Source organism: Kitasatospora sp. NPDC096140, from assembly GCF_040303045.1.
Taxonomy (GTDB): domain Bacteria; phylum Actinomycetota; class Actinomycetes; order Streptomycetales; family Streptomycetaceae; genus Kitasatospora.
In genome coordinates this window covers 30,851-54,481 of record NZ_JBEOUW010000048.1, presented here as the reverse complement: position 1 = coordinate 54,481, position 23,631 = coordinate 30,851, and the positions used below count along the sequence as shown (strand labels likewise).

Annotated in this window: 22 protein-coding genes, 1 pseudogene and 1 CRISPR repeat array; of the genes and pseudogenes, 4 read left to right on the top strand and 19 right to left on the bottom strand. The window is 71.9% G+C overall.

All coding sequences use genetic code 11. From position 1 onward, the window contains the following. Position 1: 1 nt before the first annotated feature. The 8 genes from ABT048_RS34775 to ABT048_RS34740 form a co-directional block, all read right to left on the bottom strand. The gene (locus ABT048_RS34775) at positions 2 to 208 is read right to left on the bottom strand and encodes a hypothetical protein (protein WP_350525593.1); all 207 of its coding nucleotides are present in this window, start codon (positions 206 to 208) and stop codon (positions 2 to 4) included. Between the two features lie 262 nt (positions 209 to 470). Further along, positions 471 to 3,377: a type 2 lanthipeptide synthetase LanM family protein gene (locus ABT048_RS34770; protein WP_350525592.1), complete on the bottom strand. Its 2,907-nt coding sequence runs from the start codon at positions 3,375 to 3,377 to the stop codon at positions 471 to 473. A 1,255-nt stretch (positions 3,378 to 4,632) separates the two neighbouring features. Next, positions 4,633 to 5,184, bottom strand: coding sequence for a YciI family protein (locus tag ABT048_RS34765; RefSeq protein WP_350525591.1), 552 nt, complete (start codon positions 5,182 to 5,184; stop codon positions 4,633 to 4,635). 133 nt (positions 5,185 to 5,317) lie between these two features. Beyond that, a complete protein-coding gene (locus ABT048_RS34760) occupies positions 5,318 to 5,887 on the bottom strand; it encodes a DUF4240 domain-containing protein (protein WP_350525606.1) in 570 nt (189 codons plus the stop codon). Between the two features lie 115 nt (positions 5,888 to 6,002). Then, on the bottom strand, positions 6,003 to 6,701 hold the full coding sequence (locus ABT048_RS34755) for an SDR family oxidoreductase (protein WP_350525590.1): 699 nt from the start codon (positions 6,699 to 6,701) through the stop codon (positions 6,003 to 6,005). Between the two features lie 144 nt (positions 6,702 to 6,845). Further along, entirely contained in the window at positions 6,846 to 7,829 is a 984-nt protein-coding gene (locus ABT048_RS34750; protein WP_350525589.1) for a GNAT family N-acetyltransferase, read from the bottom strand. Between the two features lie 208 nt (positions 7,830 to 8,037). Next, positions 8,038 to 9,225, bottom strand: a complete 1,188-nt coding sequence (locus ABT048_RS34745) for a methyltransferase domain-containing protein (protein WP_350525588.1) — start codon at positions 9,223 to 9,225, stop codon at positions 8,038 to 8,040. Next, the gene (locus ABT048_RS34740) at positions 9,222 to 9,392 is read right to left on the bottom strand and encodes a hypothetical protein (protein WP_350525587.1); all 171 of its coding nucleotides are present in this window, start codon (positions 9,390 to 9,392) and stop codon (positions 9,222 to 9,224) included. The genes ABT048_RS34745 and ABT048_RS34740 overlap by 4 nt, the downstream gene beginning before the upstream one ends. On the opposite strand from ABT048_RS34740, the gene ABT048_RS34735 reads away from it, so the two are divergent. Next, positions 9,391 to 9,777, top strand: a complete 387-nt coding sequence (locus ABT048_RS34735; protein ID WP_350525586.1) for a hypothetical protein — start codon at positions 9,391 to 9,393, stop codon at positions 9,775 to 9,777. The genes ABT048_RS34740 and ABT048_RS34735 overlap by 2 nt on opposite strands. A gap of 178 nt (positions 9,778 to 9,955) precedes the next feature. On the opposite strand, the gene ABT048_RS34730 is transcribed toward ABT048_RS34735, so the two are convergent. The 5 genes from ABT048_RS34730 to ABT048_RS34710 form a co-directional block, all read right to left on the bottom strand. Continuing rightward, complete coding sequence (locus ABT048_RS34730) at positions 9,956 to 10,459, bottom strand: hypothetical protein (protein WP_350525585.1); 504 nt, start codon at positions 10,457 to 10,459, stop codon at positions 9,956 to 9,958. 269 nt (positions 10,460 to 10,728) lie between these two features. Continuing rightward, positions 10,729 to 11,913: a helix-turn-helix domain-containing protein gene (locus ABT048_RS34725; protein ID WP_350525584.1), complete on the bottom strand. Its 1,185-nt coding sequence runs from the start codon at positions 11,911 to 11,913 to the stop codon at positions 10,729 to 10,731. Between the two features lie 93 nt (positions 11,914 to 12,006). Then, a complete protein-coding gene (locus ABT048_RS34720) occupies positions 12,007 to 12,636 on the bottom strand; it encodes an HAD family hydrolase (protein ID WP_350525583.1) in 630 nt (209 codons plus the stop codon). A gap of 331 nt (positions 12,637 to 12,967) precedes the next feature. Further along, positions 12,968 to 13,447 carry an NUDIX hydrolase gene (locus ABT048_RS34715; protein WP_350525582.1) on the bottom strand — a complete coding sequence of 160 codons (480 nt, stop codon included), beginning with the start codon at positions 13,445 to 13,447 and terminating at the stop codon, positions 12,968 to 12,970. Between the two features lie 209 nt (positions 13,448 to 13,656). Continuing rightward, a complete protein-coding gene (locus ABT048_RS34710; protein WP_350525581.1) occupies positions 13,657 to 13,920 on the bottom strand; it encodes a hypothetical protein in 264 nt (87 codons plus the stop codon). Between the two features lie 630 nt (positions 13,921 to 14,550). Here ABT048_RS34710 and ABT048_RS34705 point away from each other — a divergent pair. Together ABT048_RS34705 and ABT048_RS34700 are read left to right on the top strand one after the other, a co-directional pair. Continuing rightward, positions 14,551 to 15,096, top strand: coding sequence for an NUDIX hydrolase (locus ABT048_RS34705; protein ID WP_350525580.1), 546 nt, complete (start codon positions 14,551 to 14,553; stop codon positions 15,094 to 15,096). Positions 15,097 to 15,530: 434 nt separating this feature from the next. Continuing rightward, positions 15,531 to 15,617, top strand: a pseudogene (locus tag ABT048_RS34700) (IS5/IS1182 family transposase); the annotation flags it as partial. Positions 15,618 to 15,682: 65 nt separating this feature from the next. On the opposite strand, the gene ABT048_RS34695 reads toward ABT048_RS34700, so the two are convergent. After that, positions 15,683 to 15,946 carry a hypothetical protein gene (locus ABT048_RS34695; RefSeq protein ID WP_350525579.1) on the bottom strand — a complete coding sequence of 88 codons (264 nt, stop codon included), beginning with the start codon at positions 15,944 to 15,946 and terminating at the stop codon, positions 15,683 to 15,685. A 258-nt stretch (positions 15,947 to 16,204) separates the two neighbouring features. Continuing rightward, a CRISPR array of direct repeats spans positions 16,205 to 16,898; the repeat unit is 23 nt; unit sequence GTCGGCCCCGCGCTCGCGGGGAT. Positions 16,899 to 17,292: 394 nt separating this feature from the next. On the opposite strand from ABT048_RS34695, the gene ABT048_RS34690 reads away from it, so the two are divergent. After that, entirely contained in the window at positions 17,293 to 17,922 is a 630-nt protein-coding gene (locus ABT048_RS34690) for a phosphatase PAP2 family protein (protein WP_502894107.1), read from the top strand. 2 nt (positions 17,923 to 17,924) lie between these two features. Here ABT048_RS34690 and ABT048_RS34685 read toward each other — a convergent pair whose 3' ends face one another. From ABT048_RS34685 to ABT048_RS34665, 5 genes are all read right to left on the bottom strand, one after another. Then, positions 17,925 to 19,229 carry a glutamate-1-semialdehyde 2,1-aminomutase gene (locus ABT048_RS34685; protein ID WP_350525605.1) on the bottom strand — a complete coding sequence of 435 codons (1,305 nt, stop codon included), beginning with the start codon at positions 19,227 to 19,229 and terminating at the stop codon, positions 17,925 to 17,927. A gap of 143 nt (positions 19,230 to 19,372) precedes the next feature. Further along, the gene (locus ABT048_RS34680) at positions 19,373 to 19,936 is read right to left on the bottom strand and encodes a dTDP-4-dehydrorhamnose 3,5-epimerase family protein (protein WP_350525577.1); all 564 of its coding nucleotides are present in this window, start codon (positions 19,934 to 19,936) and stop codon (positions 19,373 to 19,375) included. After that, positions 19,933 to 21,366, bottom strand: coding sequence for a polysaccharide pyruvyl transferase family protein (locus ABT048_RS34675; protein ID WP_350525576.1), 1,434 nt, complete (start codon positions 21,364 to 21,366; stop codon positions 19,933 to 19,935). The genes ABT048_RS34680 and ABT048_RS34675 overlap by 4 nt, the downstream gene beginning before the upstream one ends. Next, entirely contained in the window at positions 21,363 to 22,310 is a 948-nt protein-coding gene (locus tag ABT048_RS34670; RefSeq protein WP_350525575.1) for a glycosyltransferase family 2 protein, read from the bottom strand. Before ABT048_RS34670 ends, ABT048_RS34675 begins: the two co-directional genes overlap by 4 nt. Beyond that, entirely contained in the window at positions 22,307 to 23,608 is a 1,302-nt protein-coding gene (locus tag ABT048_RS34665; RefSeq protein ID WP_350525574.1) for an MATE family efflux transporter, read from the bottom strand. Before ABT048_RS34665 ends, ABT048_RS34670 begins: the two co-directional genes overlap by 4 nt. Positions 23,609 to 23,631 lie beyond the last annotated feature (23 nt).

The following is a 23,631-nucleotide window of genomic DNA, read 5'->3' as shown; positions in this document are numbered from 1 at the left end:
GTCAGTGACGCTCGTCACCCACCACCTTGCTGATGGTGGTCCACGCGCTGGTGGAGCGAAACGCCGTGGGCCCGCTGAGCAGTCGGGACCGGCGGCCGAGCCCGCCGCCGGTCCGCAGCCGGATCTCACCCGCCGGGTGATCGACGGTGGCGGCGCGGTGCGCGTCGGCGGGCTGCATCGGGCGCTGCGCGAGGGCGGTGGTGTTCATGAACGGTGTTCCCTTCCGGCAGATGATCTCGAAGGTCGACGTCCGACGGTCTCGGAGGCGACCGCGTGCTGTGACCGCGGTTCGGGCACAGTGGCCCGACCGGGCACGGTGGTTCGTCGGCGCACGGTGGTTCGGTTTGGCAGGGTGGTTCGGTCGGGCAAGGTGGTTCGGTGGGCACGGTGGTTCGGTCAGCACGGTCGATCGGCGGTGCACGGTGGTTCGGTCAGCACGGTGGCTCGGTCGGACGGGCTGACGGCGGGGCTCAGGGGTTCGGTGCCCGCAGCAGCAGCGCCGACGGGACGCGGTCGGCGAAGCCGAGCCGCAGCAGGCCGTGGCCGAGGCCGGCCAGACCGGTGAGCAGTCCGGGCGGCGTGATCCCGCCGGGGGCCGGGCAGCGCGGGCCGCGCCGGACCGCACCTGCGGCGCGGGCCCGAAGTGCCGGACGGTCGGGCATCCGGTGCAGCAACTCCAGGACGCCCCACTCGCCGTGGCACAGACCGTGATCGGGCAGCGGTCCGGCGCCGGCGAGGTGCCCGACGACCTCGGCGACGGCCTCGGCCGACCCCGGGTCCGCCATCGCCTCGGCCCGGTCCGCGACCGCCAGCGCCACCCCGGCCCGGCCGGTGCACCAGGAGAGGTCGGCCCCGACGGACGGCACCGCGGCCACGGCCGAACGCAACGCGGCCAGCCCCGACCGGCGGTAGCGCTCCCCGCCCCCGCCGGAGGCGAAGCCGAGCAGCGCCCAGCCGACCCCGGCCGCGCCGGTCGCGAAGCCCGGTTCCACCGGGACCGGCGCGGCGGCGAGCCGGTCGGCGCAGGCACCCGCGCCGCGCCGGAGCCCGGCCGACGGGCACACCCGGTGCGCGGCCAGCAGCGCGACCAGACCGCCCGCGGTGCCGTCGAGCACACCGAGCGGCTGCTCGGCCCCGGCGGCCCGGACGGTCAGATCGGCCGCCGGCTCGACCAGGGCGCGCAGCCCGGCGTCGTCCAGGGCGACCGCCGTCTGCGTGAGGGCGTACAGGATGCCGCCGAGCCCGGTGAAGGCGCCTGAGCCGACCGCGCCCAGGTCCTCGTCCGGGAGTGCGGCGAGGCGCTCCAGCAGTTCCGGCAGCGGGTGCAGCGCGGCGAGCGCCGTGTCCGCGTAGCGGTCCGTGCCGGTGACCGCGGCGAGTTGGGCGAGGAACAGGGCGACCCCGGTGTATCCGTTCCCCAGGTCGGCACCGCAGGGCGCGAGCCTGCGGTACCGCTCGCCGAGCAGCTCCATGGCCAGCCAGTTCGCCTGCCCCGGCCCCCGGTGCGCCTGCTCGACCAGCTGGTCGCCGATGTCCCGGGCGGCGGCGAGCAGCCGCTCGGGGGCGGGCAGTTCACCGTCCTGTTCGGGGGTGCGCGGGCCGGGCACCGCGGCAGGATGGGCCGGTTCCGCGGCACGGCAGGCCAACGACGCCCGGATGATCCGCTCCTGCCCGGCGTGGTCGGCGTCGTCCATCGCCGCCAGGCGCTCCATCACCCGGGCCAGTCCGGGCCGGTCGAGGGCGCCGGGGATGCGAGCACCGGTGCCGCTCCACAGGTCGACGCCACCCGGACGGGCGGTGAACACCGGCACGTCGCCGTCCCACAGCTCGGCGACCTCGTGGTCGAGCAGTCCCGGCCAGCCCTGGTCGTCCACGGCGTCCGTACCGAGCAGCCGCAGCAGCCCCTCCCGGTCGCCCGGCTCCCGCAGCACGTCGGGGTGGGTCGCCTCGGCGAGGACCGTCGCGTAGACCTGCGTGGCCCGGGTCACCACCCGGACCTCGTCGGCGGCGAAGCGCCGCAGCAGTCCGGCCAACTCCCGCCGGCCCGTCAGGATCGCGCGGTAGCCATCGCGGAAGCCGGACACCAGCGCCCCCGCGTGAGCCGCGGGCTCGGCCTCGACACCGCCCAGCTGCGGGCGGTTGACCCCGCCGTCGACGACGCCGGGCCGGCGGACCAGCCGCATCTCGTCGGTGCCGGCGGCCTCCCAGCCGACCGCCTCCATCGGCGAGCCGTGCCCGGCGCCGCCCCCCAGACCGGACAGGTCGAGCGCGGCCTCGTCCCCGAGCACCAGGTGCGGCAGCAGACCGGTCCGCTGGACGGACGCATCCAGCGCGCGGCCCGCCGGGTCGTCGTCGGTGCGGTCCTCGCCCTCGTACCCGGGCGGGTGGAACAGCGTCTCGACGTCCACCGGCACCGGGTGGTCGGCGCAGGCGATCAGGTTCTCGTGGTGCAGGTCGGTGAGGTCGAGGACGTGCGCGATGGCGAGCAGCGCACCCTGCCGCCGGTAGAACCGCTCCAGCTCCGACGCGGAGGCGCAGGGCCGGGCCTCGACGAACTCCGTCCAGCCGTAGTCCGGCCGGGCCAGGAGAGCGGGCGTACGCAACCCGGGTGACCCCGGGCGGGCGTTGAACCAGTCCACCAGTTCGCCGAAGTGGCGGTCGACCGCGAGCGAACGGGGCTTGTAGACCACCCGGCTGCCGTCGGCGAAGCCGAGTACCGCCACCCGCCGGCCACCCCGGTGCGCATCCCCGACGGCCCGGTCCACGGCGACCAACGGCCCCGGGTCGCGCCCGCCCAACAGCCGGGCGACCAGCTCGGAGCGGTCGGCGGCGTAGCGAGTGAGCACCTCGGCCGTCGCCGCAACGGCATCCACACAGGTACGGCCGACCAGCATCGCCAACACCGGGTACTCGGCGAACAACCGCACCAACCCGGACCGGGTACCGGCAGCGGCGACGAAGTCCCGGAACCTGTCCTGCGGACTCACACCCGTCAGTCGCCCCTCACCCCGGGCCACCCGCAACTCCAGCACCAGCGCCCGCGCCGCCAGACTGCCGAGCGCGGCAGCCGTGGTCGCGGTGAACTCCTGCACGATGCGGGGAAGTTCGACCACCTGCCCGACCACCGGATCGAGTCTGCCGAAAAGCTGCCGCGCAGCCAGCCCCGCGAACGACGCCATCACGACGGCGAAGCCGGCCGTCCCGGGCAGCGGCCCGGCCGGCCGGACGGGCCTGCCGGGGGCTGTGGCGAGAGCGGCCTCGACGAACTCGGCCGATTCGAGGTGTCGCAGGCCCACGGCCTCCACCGGCGCGAAGGTCGGCGACCACCGCGGCGAGGCGACCGCCTCCGCAACTGCGAGCGCGTTGTCACCGATCACAGCGCAGAGCCTGTCAGCCCGCGCAACAGCAGCGCAAGAGGCGGAGAACTGCCTGAATTACCCTACCGAGAAGCGGCCTTGAACCCGCCCGCCGGCCAGGGCCTGGCCGGATCCGCCGACTCTACGCCACGACGCCCAGGCCCCTCGAAGAAGTCGACCAACTCTCCACTCGCCCTCAAGCGACACCTCGGCCCCCACGTGCGAGTACGCTTCGGTGTCGCAAGACTTCGCACTGACAACTCAGCTCGGATCAGGGAGAGATGAAAGCAACACCCCAGCTCCTCGCCGGGCCGCCACCCACCCGAACTGAATCAGCCAGCGCCCTCTGATCCCCATCCCCGCAGCTCAGCAAGTGTCGGCCCCGCACACGCGGGGATTGCTCCACCCTCCGAAGGGCAAGCGTCGTCTCCCGGGAGTCGGCCCCGCACACGCGGGGATTGCTCCCACGCGGCCGGGGCGCTGGCGAGCATGGCCAGGTCGGCCCCGCACATGCGGGGATTGCTCCACGACGGACGGCACGGACATGGAGTACAAGGCTTCGACCCCGCACCTGCGGGGATCACTCCAAGGCTGACGACCTGTTGGACACGACCAATGAGTCGGCCCCCGCGCGCGGGGATGGCCCTCGCGAGGGCTGGCACTCGATCTGGACGTTTTCGTCGGCCCCGCACTTGCGGGGATTGCTCCTTGATTGCCACCGTGCCGTCCGCAGCCGGATAGTCAGCCCCGCACTGCGGGGATTGCTCCGGCCTGAGCGCCAACTCCCTCGGCTACACGTCGTCAGCCTCGCGCCTGCGGGGATTGCTCCTCCGCCTCGCCCCTTGGCAAGTCGTGTGGATCGTCGCCTCGCCCGGCGCTCGCCGGGATTGCTCCGCCTAGAACCCGAACGGCGACTGGGTTGCCCAGGTAGCCCGGCACTCGCGGGGATGGCCCCATTCCAGGCCCGATCAGGGACATCCTCGGGATGTCGGCCCCGCCCTCGCGGGGATGGCCCCTACGCATGCCAGAGTGCTGCGCGGGACTTCCTGTCAGCCCCGCGCTCGCGGGGATGGTCCCTTCGGCGGCGACATGGCCCGGCAGGTGGTCCGGTAGCCCCGCGTTTGCGGGGATGATCGCGCGGTGCTGATGTCCAGACCGACGGGCGCTGAAGCTGCTCGCGTCGGCCGACGAGAGCCAGGTGCCGGTGATCGCCCGGCTGCCGAGCGGCCCGAAGGGCTGCGACTGCCAGCTGTGACGTCGGCCGGACGTCGCCGGGTCATGACCGGCGCCCGCCGAACTGCCAGTTGTGCACCTCGACGTCGGCGTACCCCTCCGAAGTCAGCACGGCGCGTGCCGTGTCCGCGTCCGGCGCCCGGACCAGTGCCGCCGTGCCCAGCCAGGTGGCGCCGTCGTCCGACAGCAATGGGCCGTAAGCGATCAGCTCGTCGCTGTCGGGCGGCACGGCGGCCAGGTCGGCGGCCTGCGGGGTGCCGAGGCCGAGCACCAGGTACCGGTTGCCGCCGGTTCGGCCGCCGGGGAAGTCCCACATGGTGCGCCCCAGCATGTTGTGCCACCGCCGTAGCAGCACGTCCCGGTAGGCGCCGGCCTGGTAGCCGGGCTCGTCGAAGGCGAACGCGCGGGCGGCGGCGGGATCCGGCAGGTCGACGATGTGCACGCTGCCGGTGGGCGTGCCACCGTCGCTGAGGGTCGGGCCGCGGGCGATCATCTCCGTCGCGTATCGGTCCATGTAGGACCAGTGTTCTTCCGAAAGCTCGGTGCGCAGCTTCTCGGAGCCGGGCCGATCGCGGTGGTAGACGAAGAACTCCATGCCCGTAGGGTCTCTGAAGCGGGCGGTCCGGTCGAGCGGGTTTCTCGGATCGCCCGGTTCGCGTAGGCCTTGTCTCCGAGCATCCGCTCCCGCGCCGGGTCCGCCGGCGTGGTCAGGATCCACCGCCGGAGTGTCAGTCCAGGAAGATTCCGGCGAGGCGTGGCAGGCGGCGGCGCATCTCGTCGCTATCGGCGACGTCCCACCGAACTCCGGCCGGCTCGGTCATGACGCGGAGCGGGCCGGCTTCCGGGGAGGCCTCCAGCGCCTCGTCGAGCCCGTCCGGTTCACCGGTGAGACGTTGGTGGGCCCGGTGGGCCACCTGGTTGAAGTCCTCGTTCCCGATGAGCACGTCCCCGCCGGCCCGCACCGCCGGGTGGTCGGCGAGGGAGTCCGGGTCGGCGAGCGCGCGCTCGTACCAGTGCCGGCCGAGCGAGATGACGCCCTCGCGGAAGTCCATGAACCCGTCGTCGGACCACCAGCCTTCGATGAGGAACGCCGCTGCCCACAGGTCGTACCGGTAGGCATGGTCGCGCAGCTGCCACTGGCGCAGGGAGAACTGGACGATCTCGGCGGGCGTGCGGCTCACGAGCCGCTCCTCGCACGCGCGCCCGATCGCGTCGCGCCGATCGTCGAAGTCCGGTTCCAGGGCGTCGACCTCGGCGCACGCCTCGTCGATCAGGGCCCAGAACTCCTCGACATCCATCACGGCCCGAGTATGCCAGGCGCTTCGAAACCCCACGCCTGCGGCACAACCGGCGCCGGACCGGCTCCGGCGGAGCCGAAGGCGCCTCCCCCGTACGGCCGTTGGGAGCTCCGCCTCAGCCGACCTGCCCCGTCGGCCGCACCGTGATGTGGTTGATGTCCACGCCGGCGGGCTGGTTGATGGCGAACACGATGGTGTCCGCGATCTGCTCGCCGGTCATCGTGGCGGCGGCCTCGGGGGTGCCGCCGCGGCCGTGCCAGAAGGGGGTGTCCACGATGCCGGGGGCGACAACGGTGACGCCGACGCCGTCCTGGCCGACCAGGAGGCGGGTGTTCTCGGCGAGGGCGTGGGCGGCCCACTTGGTGACGGAGTAGAGGTTGCCGGGGGTGTGGCGGACGCCGGCGACCGAGCCGATGATCACGATTCGGCCCTTGGAGGCCCTCAGGTGGGGCAGGGTCTCCTGGATCAGCAGGGCGGGGCCCAGGACGTTGGTGAGGATCATGGCGCGCATGTCCTCGGGGGCGTGGGTCTCCAGGTTGCCGGGCAGGGAGAAACCGGCGTTCGCTATGACGTTGTCCAGCCGGCCCCAGGTGTCCAGCACGTGCCGGACGGTGGCGGCGACGTCATCCGCTTCGCTCGCGTCGCCGGTGATCGTCAGCAGCCGCTCGCCCGCTCCCGCGGTGGTGGCGAAGGCGGCCAGCTTGCCCGCGTCGCGTCCGGTGACGGCCACGCGGTGGCCCTGCTTGAGCAGGGCGCGGGCGGTGGCGGCGCCGATTCCGGTCGAGCCACCGGTGATCAGCGTGACGGGTTCCACGGGACGGCCTCCTCGGCGACGGGATCATCGGGGCAGAGCGCCTGCACTATACCCAGCGATCTTCGACGCTCGCTCCGGGCTTTTCCCTGACGGGAGATGGTGTCGAATCCTGTGGACTGATCGGACCGCCCGATGACCGGCCGGTCAGGCAAGCGGCTTGCGGTAGCGGACGTATTCGTTCTGCCGCCGGAACCCCACACTCTCGTAAAGATCGTAGGACCGGTGCGGATTTGACGTGCCCGTGAACAGCCGGGCGGCCGTTGCACCCTGCCCGCGAAGGCTCCGCAGCCCGTCCAGCAACAGGGCCCGGCCGATTCCGAGGCGCTGATGGTCCGTCCGGACACACAGCTCTTCGACCTCGCCCAGGGTGTGGTCGTGACGGCGGATGGAGCAGAGGGCGACGCCGACCATGTCCTGCCCGTTCCATGCAGCACTCCAGCATGCCGGGTCGGCGGTGTCGACGAAGTCCTGGAAAGGCCATTTCTGAGTGAAGTTGGTGTCCGCATACGCATCGACGACGGTCCTCCAGGCTGCACGGTAGTGGCTTGACCCGATCGGTCCGGTCCGTATCCCGGCCGGCAGTTCGCTGCCCCGGTCGGGCAACTGCTGCAGATCGCCCAGCTCCAGCTCGACCAGGCTGAAGACACGTCGGTAGCCGGCTGCGAGCAGAAGCGCCGTGGCGTCCTGCTCGGTGGCCGTGGCGTTCGCGCCGATCATTGCCGTCCGCGCCGTTCCATGCTGTTCGACGAGCCGGCGGATCCGTTCTTCGGCCCAGCTCAGCATGGCTGAGCCGATGCCCTGGCGGCGATGCTCGGGCAGGAGGTAGCCGCGGTGCAGGTACAGCCATGTGTCGTCCCGCTCCTGCCACCATCGGATCGTCGAGTAGCCGACGACGTTCCCGTCGTGCACCACCAGGATCTGGTTCTTGGACGGCTCCTCCAGCTTGGCAGAGGCTTCGGCGATCTCGGTCGCTGTCGGGAGCCCTTCCACAACCGAACGGGCGTCGACCTGGTCCCGTTCAGCACAACCCAGCCGCACCACGGCCATGGGGCCGTGGTCTTCGTCGCCGCGATACGGCCGGAACCCGAAGCCGACCGGAAGGTCCTGTCCCGGGGCGCCATTCGACATGGTCGGATGGTCTCGAACTTCGAGGCAGGTCTGCCACCCAATTCATGCTGCGGTCGTCTGCGGCCGTCGATTCGGTTGCCGTGAACGATCGCCGAGCGGCTGGGTGGCCGTCAGCGATCGTCTCGGGCCGCCGCGGCACGCCACCCTGTCGCAGGATGCGGCGAGACTCCTGGAGATCGAGTCGGGCGGGGCATTCGCGGCCGGCCGCCTACGGGAGGGGCCAGCTGTTCTCGGGAGTGTCGAGCCACGCGCGGTGCCGACCGTCGGACGTCACGGTCAGGCCCAGCCGGGTCGGTGCTGGCCGGTCGGCGTCGAGCCACCACCGGTGGGCGGCTTCGACCTCCTCCCACAGTCGGCGCGGGCCATGTTGCCACACCGCGTACCGGTCGGTGTCCTCGGTGCCGTCCCAGTCCACGGCGGCCCAGGACCGGCCGTCGGTGCCGGCCACCCACAGCCGCGTCACGACCCCGTCCACACCGGGGTCGTGGTCCCAGACGTGCCAGAGATCGCCGAGGCGGTGCCCGAGCGCGAACCGCGTTTCGAAGCAGCTGTCGGCGACCGCCCACGGGTCGAGCGTCGTCACGGAGGGGACCGGCTGGTGGTCCTCGTGCACGACGTCCCGGAACAGCCGCACGTCCTGCCGTTGGGTGCGCATCAGCATGAACGCGCTGTCGGGCGTGAACCGGCCGACAGCGCTCCCCTCGGCGAGGACCGTCAGGGTGAGCAGGCCGCCGCACACCCACGGATTGTCCCACGGGGCGAGGATCATGCCGCCGGTCCTGGTCTGGGCGATCCACGCCGGCGGGACGCGCCGCAGGGAGCAGGTCGCCACCACACGGTCGTACGACTCGCCGGGCGGCCCGCCCGAGCGGCCGTCACCGCACACCACGGTCGGGGCGTAACCGGCGGCCCCCAGCGTGGCCCGGGCGCGCGCGGCCAGGTAGGGGTCAACCTCGATGGTGGTGACGTTGGCGTCGCCGAGCCGGTGCGCGAGCAGCGCGGCGGTCCAGCCCGTCCCGGTGCCGATCTCCAGGACCCGGGTGCCGGGCGCCAGTTCGAGCGCATCGAGCATCGTGACCACGATGGAGGGCGCCGACGCCGAGCAGGACGGCCACCTGTCGGCCGCGTCCTCGGGTTCCTGGCCGTCGTTGATCTGCGTCACCACGGGGGCGTCCGCGTAGGCCGCGGCGAGCCAGCGCTCGGGTTCGCTCCGGCGGTCGCAGAGCTCGTACGCATCGCCGTCGGCGAGCCAGACCCGATCGGGGAGGAAGGCGTGACGCGGGGCCGCCGCCGCGGCCTGGCGCCACTCGGGGGCGACCTCGTACCCGAGGGTGCGGGAGACGGCGCGGAGCAGGCCGCACGTGGTGGCCTGCTCCTGGTGCGCGGGACGCGTCACTTGTCGTCGTCCTTGCCGCGGTGCTTTCCGCCGGACGGCGACTTCGCGCTGTCCGGGGAGGGCTTCGAGGTGCCGAAGTCCTTGTCTCCGGCGCGCTTGCCCTGCCCGCCGTCGTTCGAGCCGCTGCCACCGCCGGAGCTGCCGCCCTTACCGATTCCCCATGCCATGGGAGTCTCCTACCTGGTCGTGGTGGTGGTGGTCGCCGTGGTGGTGGCCGTGCTGGCCGTGCTGGCCGTCGCGGTGGCCACCGGGATCATCGGCCCGGGCCCGGGCGGCGCCGGCGGGGACGGCGGCGGCGCGGGGGTCGTCATGGTGGTGCTCATGGCGGGGGTCCTCTCGGTGAGAGCGTGCTGCAGCCTCCCGGCGAGCGCGCGGGAGGAGATCAGGGGGCGCCGGCCGACGTGGCCGGCGCGGATCCGGGGAATGCGAGTGGGTCGGCGGGCAGGTCAGTCGGCGCAGTGCCGGGGACAGCGGCAGTCCGGCCAGGAGTCGAGCCACAACTCCGCCATCGGCGGAACCGGTTCGGGAACGACCACGACCACCGGCGAGTAGCCGTGCCACCGACCGTCAGCGTCCACCTGGTACGTACGCAGGACCAATCCCCGTCGGCGTGCTGTCAACGGGACGGAGTCGACGGTGTAAGCCATCACAGGGCGCTCCGGCTCTCCCGGACGGGAGTTCGCGCGTCGCGCATCGCGAAGAGCGAGCCGCTGCCGCCCATCGGCCGCAGTCACCTGCCCACCGCCCCGCCCGGGAGCACGCGGTACTGCGCGAGATTCGCCCGGCCCAGGACCCACGCCTCGGCGCTCTCCCGGATCGCGAACTCCAGCGGACGCAATCCACCGACACCGGCGCTGACCAGGTCGCCGGTCTGGGAATCGCGGATGACCCACGGGTCACGGTGCCGCCGGTCGTTCAGCAACTGCTCGACGGTGTACCGGGCGACGATCCGCTGAGCGACGGTCAGACCGTCGCTGTGTTGCACGCGCACGATGGCACGGCTGCCGTCGGTCAGGCCGACCGTCAGGTCGGTGACGGCGTCGTCGCCCATCCACCGTTCGAGGTCGACGGCGGATCCGCTGCCGAACATCAGCTCCATCCCCCGCCGCTGGCAGGCGTCCATCGGCAGCACGCGCACCGTCTGCCAAAGGACGTCCAAGGCCTTCAGCGTCGGCAGGGTGGCAGGCTCCAGATAGCCGTCCACCGCCACCGTGAGGGGCCCATCGAGCCTCATCGGGTGCCTCCGCCCATGCAGGATGGGTCGCCCGCCACAGTCCAGCCGAGTAAGGCGGACGACTCATCGGTCGGTGTGCAGACACGGCCTGAAGAAGCCGACGGTGGTTCAGATGAACCGCACTCCACGGACGCGTCTCCGTAGAGCCGCGCGGGGCTGATCGCGTCCGGATCGAGAACGATCGGGTTCGGTGTCCCTGTCACGCCCTCTACGATCCCCGGCTGCCAGCACCGGAATTACCACACGCAGTGGTAGAGATCCGTCGTGCTTCAAACGGCCTTCGCCCACCGCGCGAGCGACATCACCCGCTCGTCCCGACCTCGTGTCAGCCGCACCATCGTGGCCAGGGCCATCCGTACCTGACCGTGTTCACGGACGTGCTGAGGGGCGATCTGGCGAGCCACCAGCAGCGACTCGACGGCGTGTCGTGGGCGCCCAAGGTGGACGTGAGCACGGCCTAGGTCGACGTAGTAGTGCGACCGGCGCTCGGCTGGCAGCTCACACGAAGGCACCCACCTGGCCGCGGCCTCGACTGCCTCCTGCAAGTCTTTCGGCTCACCCAGCTCAACCGCCACCGACAACCGGTGGATTTCTACGGAGTTGGGCCCCACAGCCGTGCCATCGTAGAGCCGCTCTCGCACGCGACTCGCAAGCCTTTCTGCCTCACGCAGGTGCGCGCGGGCATCGTCGGCCTGACCCATACGACCGGCCGCAACCGCGGCCCGCATGTGCAGAGCGGCAGCAGCGGCGACCAGCCGCTCAGTCTGCAGCGACGGCAGCCGGTCTACTGCGGCCTGCAGCGACCGCAGTCCGGGGCCGAGTTGCTGAGCTGCGAAGAAGGTCTCCATGCGCACGTATGCTGCCGCTGCATCGAGCGCTGGGTCGGCTGCGGTCTCTGCTGCCCACCGCATCAGCTCCACGAGGCGGGCGCTGAGGTCTCGGTACCCGTACTTGTAGGCCACCGCATCTGCCGAACGGGCCGCCAGGGCCAGAAGACGCGCGGCCTGTTCCCGCTCGCTGCCACGAGTACTGTCGACAGCCCGGAACAGCTCGGCCAGCAGGGCCGGCGCCTGCTCGCTGAGGCGGACGTACTGGGACTGCACCCGGTCCTCAACGCTGGCCTTGACGTCGGCGGCTACCTGCGTAAGGGGCCTGATCGGGCCGTCGTCCGGCAAGTCGTATGCGGCGATAGCCCGCTGGAGATTCGGAATGACCTGGTGAACCCGGCTGTCTGCCCGTACAGGTCCGCCGACCAGTTCCTCAGGGGTTGTCCCGAGAGCATTCGCCAATGCTCCGAGCACCTGGTCGCTCGGATGCCGCTCGCCGTCACCGATCTTCTGAATCATGCTCGGTGAAACTCCGGAGAGTTCGGACAGCTGACGCCGGGACAGCCGGGCCGCAGCACGCGCCGTTTCCAGGCGCAGGCCGAGCGTGGGAGCATTGGGCGCGGGCATACTTGGCTCCGTTCCGTGGTCGCAACGGAACGGTACCGGCGCCGCACAGGCGTCGGGCGAGATCGCCCCGACGGTCACTCGGTTGAGGCAACCTCACTGTCGCCCGACCAGAAGTTCGGCCAGCTCGGTCAGCGAATCGACGGTCCAGTCGGCGTCTTCCGCCGTGGTTGTGAGGCCGATGGGACCGCGGCGGAGATGCGCGGCCCGCAGGCCCGCTGACCGGGCCGGCGTGACGTCGTTCATCGGATGGTCGCCCACGTAGACGATCTCGTGAGGCTCCCCCGGCGCCCACTCGACCACCCGCTCGAAGAACCCGGGGCCCGGCTTCGACACGCCCCACTCTGCCGAGGTGGCGATGCCGTCGGCCGGCAGTCCGAGATCACGGAGGAGCCCGGACACAGCGGCGTTCTGGTTCCCCGCGATGCCCACCCACAGACCGGCCTCACGCAGCCGGGACAGGGCGGGACGCACGTCCGGGTAGAGGTCCGTCTCATCGAGGTAGTCGCCCCGACCCGCAGCCTGTCGGGCCCGCCACTCCGCTGCCACGTCCACACCTGGGCGGAGGATCCGGATGGCATCCGCATTGTCCCGACCCTGGGCCACCACAATGCCCACCAGCGCCGACAGTGTGTGCTGCGGCACTCCAAGCCAACGAGCCCAGTCACCCCAGTAGCGGGTATCGCTGATCAAGGTCTCGCCGATGTCGAACACCACAGATCGCATGAGCCGAGACTACGGAACATCAGCCAGTCTCGTGGGCCCACCGACCGCAAGAGCCCCCGCACTCGCGGGATTTCTCCTCGGCCCGCCCCACGGCGCGAGGCGGCAACCAGTACGACACCACGACACGTGCGGGGATTGCTTCGTGAGCAGGGCCTCAGTCCAAGGGCAGAGGAGTCCGATTGTGGGCGGCGAGGGTCGACGACGGGCCCTCGCATGCGGCGCCCAGCTACTGCCACCGCCCGCACCGGCTCGCGCGCCAGGCGTGACTGGCCGGCCGCAAGTCAACAGACCTGCGCAAGCTGCCGGTAGCCGAGAACCCCGCGCCGGCGCATCAAGGCCGTCGGGCCAGCACCTGCAAGAGCCCGGTGACGGCGACGCCGGCCACGATCTCCCGACGGTCGATCATGTCCTGGATGCGGTCCAACGGGATCCACTCGATCCGGTCCGCCTCATGCGTGTCCACCGGTGGCGCCACGAAGGCGGCACCCCGAGCGAGGAACACATGGTGCTCGGCGTTGCTCATACCGCCGATCGGCTGGCTGTAAGCGAGCGGCTCGACCGATTCCACCTGCCACCCGGTCTCCTCCAACACCTCGCGAGCAGCCGCAGCCTTGAGCGTCTCCCCGTCCTCCACAATGCCGCTGGGGATCTCCCAGTTCCACGTCCGAGTGGCGAAGCGGTGCCGCCACATGAGGAGTACCTCGTCCCGGTCGTTGAGGACCACGGTGGCTGCCACCGGAGCAAACCTCACCAGGTGGTGCTCGTAGCGGTCACGCCCTGGCGGTTCAACGTCGATCAGATCAAGGCTCACCCACGGGCTGGTGTACAGAGGCCGGCTACCGTGAACGGTCCATTTGCTGCTCACGGGCACCTCGTGATCTAGACGGGACGGGTCGGGCGTCATCCTGCCAGAAGTGCCTACGGCGCCCGTAAAGCCGGAACTGCTCTCAGGTCGGCGCGCGCCCGGATCATGGGTCTCGCTTCAAGGGATCCACGAAACGGACTGTTTCTGTGGCGACCCTAGGTAACCGCGTCGGCGTCTCGGACCCTGACGATGACCAGCTGGTCCGGGTGCTCGATGCGATCGAAGGAGTCGGGGTCGGCCTCGCGGATGGCCCTGCGCAGGGCCCGGTGGATGTGTGCAATGGCCGGCCCGCGTCCGGGCACCCGGGCGGGGCCTGTGACCCGGACACGGAGAGTCCGCCGGGCAGGCTCGGGCTCGGCATCCGGCTCAACGGCGATGACATAGTCGATCACGTACTCGAACTCGACCTGGGCATCCATGGCACCGCGTGCATTCCGATCGTGACGCCCAGTCAGCAAGCGAACTTCGCCGGGGCACCTGCGCCCATGGGCATGGCTAACCGGTGTCCACTGGTTGACTTGGCAGCCCCATCGGCCTCGCGCGTACGAGGTTCTCCGGTAGGTTGCTCGGCAGACCGCTACTACTCAGCGAACACGAGCCAGCCGCACGTACGGTGGATCCGGATTCGAACTGAACTGAATGGCACTCACTGAGGCAGATCACAGCAGCTCAGGAAGTGTCGGCCCCGCGCTCGCGGGGATGGTCCCTGCTTGGTGCGCACCGGGCCTTCGATGCGTACGTCGGCCCCGCGCTCGCGGGGATGGTCCCGCCGGCCAGTCCCTCAACCAGATCGCCCGCAAGTCGGCCCCGCACGCGCGGGGATGGTCCCTTCTACAACCAGACCGGCGGCGCCCTCACTGAGTCGGCCCCGCACGCGCGGGGATGGTCCGATCAACGGCCAGGTCTACCTGATGGACCAGGTGTCGGCCCCGCGCTCGCGGGGATTGCTCCACCCTGTGGGCGCACATGATGACCACCTCGGAGTCGGCCCCACGCTTGTGGGGAGACTCCTGAGGATGTGGGCCTGACCGCGCACGTAAGGGGTTGCCATGGAGTGGGAGACGTTCGGGAGTCGGCAGGTGTACGGCAGCCCGTGGGTCGAGGTGTGGCTGGATGACGTCGAGGTGCCCGGCCTCGGCCGGATTGCCCACCACGTCGTCCGCTACCCCCGCGCATCGACCACCGCTGTCGTCACCGACGACACTGGCCGGTTCCTTCTTCTCTACAGGCACCGGTTCATCACCGGCCGCTGGGGCTGGGAGGTACCGGCCGGCTGGGCCGAGCCCGGTGAGGACCCGGCAGCGGCGATCGCTCGCGAGGTCGAGGAGGAGACCGGTTGGCGGCCCGGCCACGTCGAGCTGCTGACCGAGTACGACGCCATGGCCGGCATCTCCGACGCACACTTCCGCTGCTTCCATGTCACCGGCTGCACCCGCATCGGTCCGCCGGAAGACGCCTCCGAGGCCACCCGGGTGGAGTGGCTCAGCGAGGCAGAGGTGGTCAAGCTACTGGTGGGCGGGGAGGTCGCCGACGGCCCGTCGCACGCTGCACTGTCCTACTACCTGGGCCCGCACCGGTTGGCCCAACAAGCTTGACCCTTGTGGTCACGCGCCGCAGCAGCGAACCTGTGGTGGCGACCAGCGCGGCGGCGGCCAGGTTCGCGGGCAGCTCGGTGATCAGTGCCACAAGGGTCCCGTGTTGCCGCCGCAGTTAGCAGAGCAATCGCCGGCGCCGGATGCCGCGGTCAAGATCAGCCCGAAGACGATAAGAGCCAGGACGATCCAAGCCACATGGGCGAAGTCATTGCCAGGTGGGATCTTCCGACCGCTGCGCTGCGGCACCTCAGTGTGGCTCTCGGGCTCGCCACTGGGTTCGTCGTGTTCCTCTGCCGCCATCGTGTCATCCCCCGTCGCGGTGTGTCCTCTCATGGCACGACGTCAGATCCCGTCCGTCAAGGCCTGCGGCGGGTCGCTCGCGGGAAGAGCCGCACCGGCTTGACGGATCGTCGCGGACGGGGAGGGAGTGGACGCTGCGCTCTGGCCGGCTCAAGGGCGACGGCGTCCACCACGCCATGCTCGGCATCGCCCGCCTCCACAACCTTCTACAGGCCGCATAGCCCGACCCACCGGCGATCAGCCCACCTCGTCCCGGCCATCTCAACGGTCAATTACGGGACACTCCTTAGGCGGCCGCGTCGGCGTCTCGGACCCTGACGATGACCAGCTGGTCCGGGTGCTCGATGCGGTCGTAGGCGTCGGGGTCGGCCTCACGGATGGCCCCGCGCAGGGCCCGGTGGATGTGTGCAATGGCCGGCCCGCACCCGGGCACCGGGGCGGGGTCCGTGACCCGGGCAGAAAGAGTCCGCCGGGCCGGCTCGGGCTCGGCGTCCAGCTCGACGGCGATGACATAGTCGATCACGTACTCGAACTCGACCTGAGCATCCATGGCACCGCGTGTATTCCGATCGTGACGCCCAGTCAGCAAGCGAGCTTCGCCGGGGCACTGCGCCCATGGGCATGGCTACCCGGTGTCCACTGGTTGACTTGGCAGCCCCATCGGCCTCGCGCGTACGAGGTTCTCCGGTAGGTTGCTCGGCAGACCGCTACTACTCAGCGAACACGAGCCAGCCGCACGTACGGTGGATCCGGATTCGAACTGAACTGAATGGCACTCACTGAGGCAGATCACAGCAGCTCAGGAAGTGTCGGCCCCGCGCTCGCGGGGATGGTCCGTTGATCCCGCCGTTGCAGCGGGCCGCGACGTGGTCGGCCCCGCGCTCGCGGGGATGGTCCCTACATCGGCAAGACGGGAACGTTCTCCGGCACGTCGGCCCCGCGCTCGCGGGGATGGTCCCGGCGAGCACGGCACGGCCCAGCGCTACCTCATGTCGGCCCCGCGCTCGCGGGGATTCTCCCCTCATGGACCGCTACCAGGCCCGGGTCGATCGGTCGGCCCCGCGCTCGCGGGGATGGTCCCGTCTCGGGGGTGAGCTGGTCCGTCGGTTCGGGGTCGGCCCCGCACTCGCGGGGATGGTCCTGTGCACGAGGTCCGGATCTTCCGCACCACCCCGTCGGCCCCGCACGCGCGGGGATGGTCCCGTGACCTTCACCTTCCCGGCCGGCCTGTTCGCGTCGGCCCCGCGCTCGCGGGGATGGTCGGGCGACCCGGACGAGCTGATCCGCCCCGCCGAGGTCGGCCCCGCGCTCGCGGGGGTAGTCCCGCAGACATCGAGCAGCAAGTCCGCAAACTCCTGTCGGCCCCGCACGCGCGGGGATAGTCCTCGCCTTTGGATGACGGACGCCAAGGACGCAAGGTCAGCCCCGCACGCGCGGGGATAGTTCCCACGAGATCCGTGTGAAGGGCAAGGAGGGCCAGTCAGCCCCGCGCTCGCGGGGATTGCTCCGTGTTCGAGAAACCTGCCGAGGAGACGATGCGGGATGGTCCCGGCTGGTCGGGCATCGGATACTCGTTCGTGGTGTCGGCCCCGCACTGGTGGGGATGGTCCGATTCCGAAGGTGAGCACCGGTATGGCGACCGCGTCTGCCCTGCACTTGCGGGGATGGTCCCATCTCGCGGAGGGCTCGGTCGGTCTCGTAGCGGTCGGCCCCGCGGCTGCGGGGAGAGTCCTGGGGGCGCATGCGGCCCGGCTGTAGGGGTGGGGCGCCCGCTTGGTGGGTCCCGTTTCTTGGGTGCCGTGAACCGCGATACAGCCCGCGGTTTGTGACGGTCTGTCAGACTTGTTCCCAGCCGGGGCTTCGACGGCTCTCTGTGTCGTGGGGCGGGGTGGGTGGGTGAGCGGGCGGTTGGTGTCTGCGGCGAGTCGGGTGTGGCTCGGGGTCGTCGCTTCGGTGGCTGCGGTGGTGGTCACCGTGGGCGGGGTTCGGTATGCGGGTGCGGGTGGGCCCGGGGTGGTGGATGCTCGGGTTCAGTCCGCGCTGTACGGGGTGGGGCAGCCGTGGCGGGGTGTCGCGCTGGTCCTGGACTTCCTGGGGGAGCCCGTGGGTTCGACGCTGCTGGTCGTGGCCGTGGTAATCGGCTGTCTGCTGGGCCGGCGTCCTCGGGGGGCGGTGCTCGTCGTGGCCGGGGTCGGTTTGACGGTGGGGACGGCGACGGTGCTCAAGCACGTGGTGGGACGCACCATCCACGGCGACGGCAACCTGTCCTACCCGAGCGGTCACACGGCCTTCTTCACCGCGCTGGCCCTCGCGGTCGCGCTGGCCGCGCCGCGCCACCGCGGCCCCCTCGTGCTCGGTGGGGCGGCGGTGGCGGCGGGCGCCGCCATGGGGTGGGCGCAGGTCGCGCTGGGCGCGCACTATCCGACCGATGTGCTAGGCGGCTGGTGTACGGCGCTGGTGGTGGTTCCGGTGACCGCGTGGTCGGTTGACAGGGTTGCCGAGTCCGCGCGGCTGGAGAGCCGCTGACGTCACGCGAAGCGCCGGAACACCGGTTTCACCGGCCGGCCGCCCAGCCAGGGGGTGGGGTCACCGGCGTCCAGTGCCTTCCGGTAGACGGCGCACGCCCCGGCCACCGCCTCGACGGTGCGCTCGATGTCGTCCTCCCCCAGCGCGCTGCTCACCACGAACGACGGGGCCAGGACGCCGCCGGCGAGCAGTCGGCGCAGGAACAGGGTGCGGTACGGCTGCGACGGCTGTCCCTTCTCGTCGAGGGTGGCGAAGACCAGGTTGCTGGCCCGCCCCCGGACGAGGACGTGGTCGCCGACGCCCGCTCCGGCTGCTGCCTCGCGGACGCCCGCGGCGAGGCGCTCGCCGAGGGCGTGCAGCCGCGCGGTGATGCCCTCCTCCACGTACGTGGTGAGGACGGCCATGGCCGCGGCCAGCGCGTGTGTCTCGGCACCGTGCGTGGTGGACAGCAGGAAGACGCGGTCGCCGGAGTGCCGCAGCCCGCCGCGTTCCATCAGTTCGCGGCGCCCGGCCAGTGCGGAGACGGCGAAGCCGTTGCCGAGGGCCTTGCCGAAGGTGGAGAGGTCGGGGACGACGCCGTAGAGGCCCTGGGCGCCGGCCTCGGACCAGCGGAGGCCGGTGATCATCTCGTCGAAGATCAGCACGCAGCCGTGCCGGTCGGCCAGCTCGCGCAGGCCGGCGAGGTACCCGGGCGGCGGCTCGGTGTGGCCGGCGGGTTCGAGGATCAGGCAGGCGACCTCGTCCTGGTGGCGGGTGAGCAGTTCTTCCGTGGCGGCCAGGTCTCCGTACGGGAACGCCACGGTGAGTTCGGTGGTCGACGCCGGGACTCCGGCGGACATCGGCGTGGTGCCGATGAACCAGTCGTCGACGGAGAAGAACGGGTGGTCGGCGCAGATGGCCACCCGCGAGCGTCCGGTGACGGCGCGGGCGAGGCGCACCGCGGCGGTGGTGACGTCGGAGCCGTTCTTCGCGAACTTCACCATCTCGGCGGTCGGCACCGTGGCCAGGAAGCGCTCCGCGGCCTCGATCTCCAGGGCGGATGGGCGGACGAAGTTGCAGCCGCGGTCGAGTTCGCGCCGCACCGCCTCCAGCACGCGGGGGTGGGCGTGGCCGAGGCTGACGGACCGCAGGCCGGAGCCGTACTCGACGTAGCGGTTGCCGTCGACGTCCCACACGTGGGCACCGCGGCCGTGGCTGATGACCGGGGCCAGGTTCTCGGGGTACTGGTCGTCGCCTTTGGCGTAGGTGTGCGCGCCCCCGGGGATCAGGGCGTGCAGCCGCTCGTTCGCCGCCCGCGACCGGGGCAGGGCGAACTCCTCGTTCGCCCCCGCCCCTTCGACGCCCGCAGCGCCCGCCGCGCCTGCAGTACCCGCAGCGCCCACGTCGCCCACGTCGCGCACGGCGCCCACGACGCCCCCAGTCCTTTCGGTGCCTACGGTGTGTTCGGTGCTCACGTCGGCCTCTCCTCCTCCTTGTGCTTCAGGGCCTCGGCGAGGCTCGGTGCCTCCCGGTCCCGCTTGGACATCGACACGGCCGGCAGCGGCCAGGGGACGGCGAGCTCCGGGTCGTCGAAGGCGATCGTCACGTCCTCGGCCGGGTCGTGCGGGCGGTCGATCCGGTACGAGACGTCGGCGGTCCCGGTCAGCGCCTGGAAGCCGTGTGCGCACCCCGCCGGGATGTACACGCTCACCTGGGTCTCGCCGGACAGTTCGAAGTGGGCCTGGTTGCGGTAGGTCGGCGAGTCGGGCCGCAGGTCCACGACGACGTCGAAGACCTTCCCGTACGAGCACCGCACCAGCTTGGCCTCGCCGGCGCCGGAGCGCAGGTGCAGGCCGCGCAGCACGCCCTGCACCGAGCGGGACAGGCTGTGCTGGACGAAGGCGTCCGGGTCGAGGCCCACCGAGCGGATCACGTCGGCGTCGAAGGTGCGGCAGAAGAAGCCGCGTTCGTCAGCATAGGGCGTCGGCTCGAACAGGAACGCGCCGCTGATCGCCGGGACTCTGGTCACCTTCACTGTGTCTCCCGCAGGTCGTGGCCGTGGGTGTGGGTGTGGGTGTGGGTGTGGGTGTGGGTGTGGGTGTGGGTGTGGGTGTGGGTACGAGTGTGATCGAGGGCGTCGGCGCGGTCGAGGGCGTCGGCACGGCTGCGGTCGGCCGCCGGGAAGAGGGCCGCGGTCAGGGCGTCGAACTGGTGCTGCACGCGCCGCGCGGCGGTCACGTTCCGCTCGACGAGGGTCCGGCGCAGCTCCGCCGATCGCTGTTCCAGCGCCCGGAACTGTTCGAGCAGCCGGTCGGCGTCGACCTCGCGCGCCGGGTGGCAGTACGCGCCGAGGCCCATGTCCGCCATCAGCGCCTCGCTCTTCGTCGCGTAGCAGAGGGCGAGCACCGGCGTTCCGGTCTTCAGTGCGCAGATCAGGTTGTGGTAGCGGACCGCGACCACGGTGTCGGCGACCGCCATCTCCTTCATCAGGTCGGCCAGGGAGGCCGGCTCGGCGGCGGTGACCAGCGGCGAGTCCACCGCGTCGAGGATCGCGGCGACCACCGACGCGTCGCACCGGTCGCCGGTGAGCAGGCGGACCGGCCGGCCCTCCTCGACCATCGTGCGGACGAACCGGATCGTCCCGTCGAGGTAGCGCCGGTGGATCTCGTCGGCCCGGGCGCGGTCGTCGTTGCCCCCGTGGAAGTCCATGACGCCGAGGCAGACCGGGCCTGACAGACCGGACGGCTCACTCCCCGGCGGCTCACTCCCCGACGGCTCACTCCCCGAGGGCTCGGGAGGCGGCACGCTCGCCGTCGGCGCCGGCAGGGAGAACGCGAGGTCCGGGTAGACCTCGTCGCGCGAGGTGTCCACGCCCATCGCCCGCATCGCGTCGCGCGAGGGGCCGTCCCGGTAGGACCGGTACGCGGCCAGCCGCGCCGACCAGCGCACCAGGGCCCGGGTCGGCCGGTTGCCGATCTCGGCGGCGCCGACGCTGACCAGCGCGATCCTGGTGCCCAGCAGCCGGCCGCTCGCGCAGAGCAGGAACAGCGCGTACGGGAAGCCCCACGGCCGCAGCGGCAGGGTGGCCTCCAGGACGCCCATGCCGGGCACGATCACCACGTCGTGCCGGCGCACCCAGGCCGCGGTGCGGACGACGTCGACGAGTTTGCCGAGGCCCTTCGCCGCGATCGAGCCCGCCCGGGACGCCGTCCGGTACTCCGAACGGTTCCAGTGCAGCCGCGTGGCGGGGATCCCGAACCGGGTCGTCACGGCTTCGGGGCCGCCGCACAGCGCGTCCACGACCGCCTCCGGGTGCTCGGCGCGGAGGTAGCCGAGCACGGCTTCCAGCGAGCCGTCGTTGCCGAGGTTGCCGGAGCCGAGCAGCCCGAACAGCCCGACGCGCACCGGCGTTCCGGACGCCCTGACACGACCCCCGTCCCCGCCCCCGCCCCGTACGGCCGTCATGCCCGCCTCCCCTCACGGCCGGCCACGAGGGCGTCGACGTCCACGGTGAGCAGGGCCGGGTCGACCGGGGCGCGGTCCTCGACCCGCTCGCCGGCGCCGGGCCGCAGCCGGCTGGTCATCCACGCGGCCAGGTGGCGGTAGCACTCGCGCCGGTCGGCCGGGCTCAGCGGCGCCCGCCGGATCGCCGACGCGAACCCCCAGACGTACTCGGCGAGCAGCCGGGGCGTCGGGTGCAGCGGGCCGGCCCGGCGCGGGTCCAGGTTGACGCACCGGGAGCGCTTGGACGGGTTCGCCCGCTCGGCGCGGGTGGGGTGGTCGCGGCGGAAGTACAGCAGCTCCGGCACCTGGTGGAACGGCCCGTGCAGGGTGATCTCGGCGACGTAGGTGCGGTCCGCGTGGTGGTAGCTGTCCATCGGCTTCACCCGGCGCAGGACGTCGGTCCGCATCACTCCGTAGAAGTCGTCGCCGCCGGGCTCGAACAGCAGGCTGCGGAAGCGCTCGGGCGCGCGCGGGGAGTCGGTGGTGAGCCCGTACTCGTACGGGACGGTCACCTGGCCGTCGCCGTCGATGACCGCCTGGCCGGTGTGCGCGAGGATGATGTCCGGCCGCTCGTCCAGGGCCTCCACGCAGCGCAGCAGGAGGTCCCGGCCGTACAGGTCGTCGTGCGAGGCCCACTTGAACAGCTCGCCGCGGGCCTCGTCGAGCACGCGGTTGTGGTTGGGCGTGGCGCCGATGTTGCGGGGCAGCCGGAGGTAGCGGATGCGCGGGTCCTTCGCGGCGTACGCGCGGCAGATCTCCTCGGTCCCGTCGGTCGAGGCGTTGTCGGAGACGAGGAGTTCGTAGTCCTCGTAGGTCTGGCCGAGCAGGGCGTCGAGCGACTCGGCGAGGTACTCCTCGCCGTTGTACACGGGCAGGCCGATGCTGAGCCTGGGTCGGGCGGTCATGAGGTCCTCCCTTGGGGGACGGGTGTGCGGTGGTGCTCGCGCAGGGCGGACCGCAGTTGCAGCCACCAGACGGCGGAGCCGCTGAGGGTCGCGGCGGCGACGCCCCAGGCCGAGCCGACGGTGCCGCCGGCGGCGGCTCCGCCGAGCCCGCCGCCGACGTAGCAGGCGGAGGCGAAGAGTTGGCAGCGCAGGCTGCGCCGGGCCGCGCCGAGCGCGCGCAGCCCGGCCGCCGCGCCGGTGCCGAGGCCGGCGCCCGCGACGCCGAGGGTGATCGGCACGATGAGCTGCGAGGAGGAGTGCCAGACGTCGCCGAGCGCCAGCTCGCCGAGCCGGCCGGGCATCAGCAGCAGGGCCGAGCCCCAGAGCAGCGCGCCGACGGCCTGGCCGCCGCCCAGCAGGAGGCAGAACCCGCCGAGCCGGTGCGAGGCCTGCCGCAGGACGCGTGCCGCCTCCGGGACGGTGACCAGCGAGAGCCCCATGAGCACGGCCAGGAACGGGCCGAGCAGGAGTTCGGCGCCGCGCACCGCGCCCACCGCGCCGACCCCGGCGATCGCGCCGAGCCCGTACGCCCGCAGCTGGCTGGCGCCGCTGAGGCTGACGTTCTCGACCAGGTACCGGTAGCCGAGGTCGCGCTGTTCGCGGAGCCAGCCGCGGGCCTCGGCGATCCGGGGCCGGATGCCGGACTGGAGGTAGCCGTAGCCGGCCGCCACGGTGGCGGACGCGCCCCAGGCGAGTACGAAGGCGGCCACGCTGCCGACCCGGGCGGCCACCACCATGGCCGGGACGAGCGCGACGCCCCACACGACGTCGTTGACGAACGCCTTCCGCCCGGCGCCGGCGGCGAAGAACGAGAACCGCCAGGCGTCCTGGAGCAGCAGCCCGGGCATCATGACGGCGAGGGCGGCGAACGCGGCGCCGACCCGGCCGCCGAGGCCGAGCCCGGCGACCAGGCACACCGCGCCGATGGCGGTGCCGACGCCGAGGGCGGTGCCCGTGGACCGGGCCACCGCCCCGCGCCAGGACGCCTCCGGCACGCCGCTGAAGCGCACCACGAGCGGGTCGGTGGCCAGCCCGCGGGAGACGTTGAGCACCACGCCGTACGTCACCCAGGCGAGGCTGAACACGCCGAACGCGGTCACCCCCAGCGAGCGTGCCACGTAGATGCCCACGGCGAAGTTGCTGACGCTGGAGGCCGCCTGGTCGGCGAGCCCCCAGGACAGCCGGCCGACGAGGGCCCGCCGGGCGGTCCGCCGGCCGTCGCCGCCCGGGGCCGCCGACGCCGTCGTCGTTGCCGTCACCTCCTCCCCTACTCCGCTCGTCG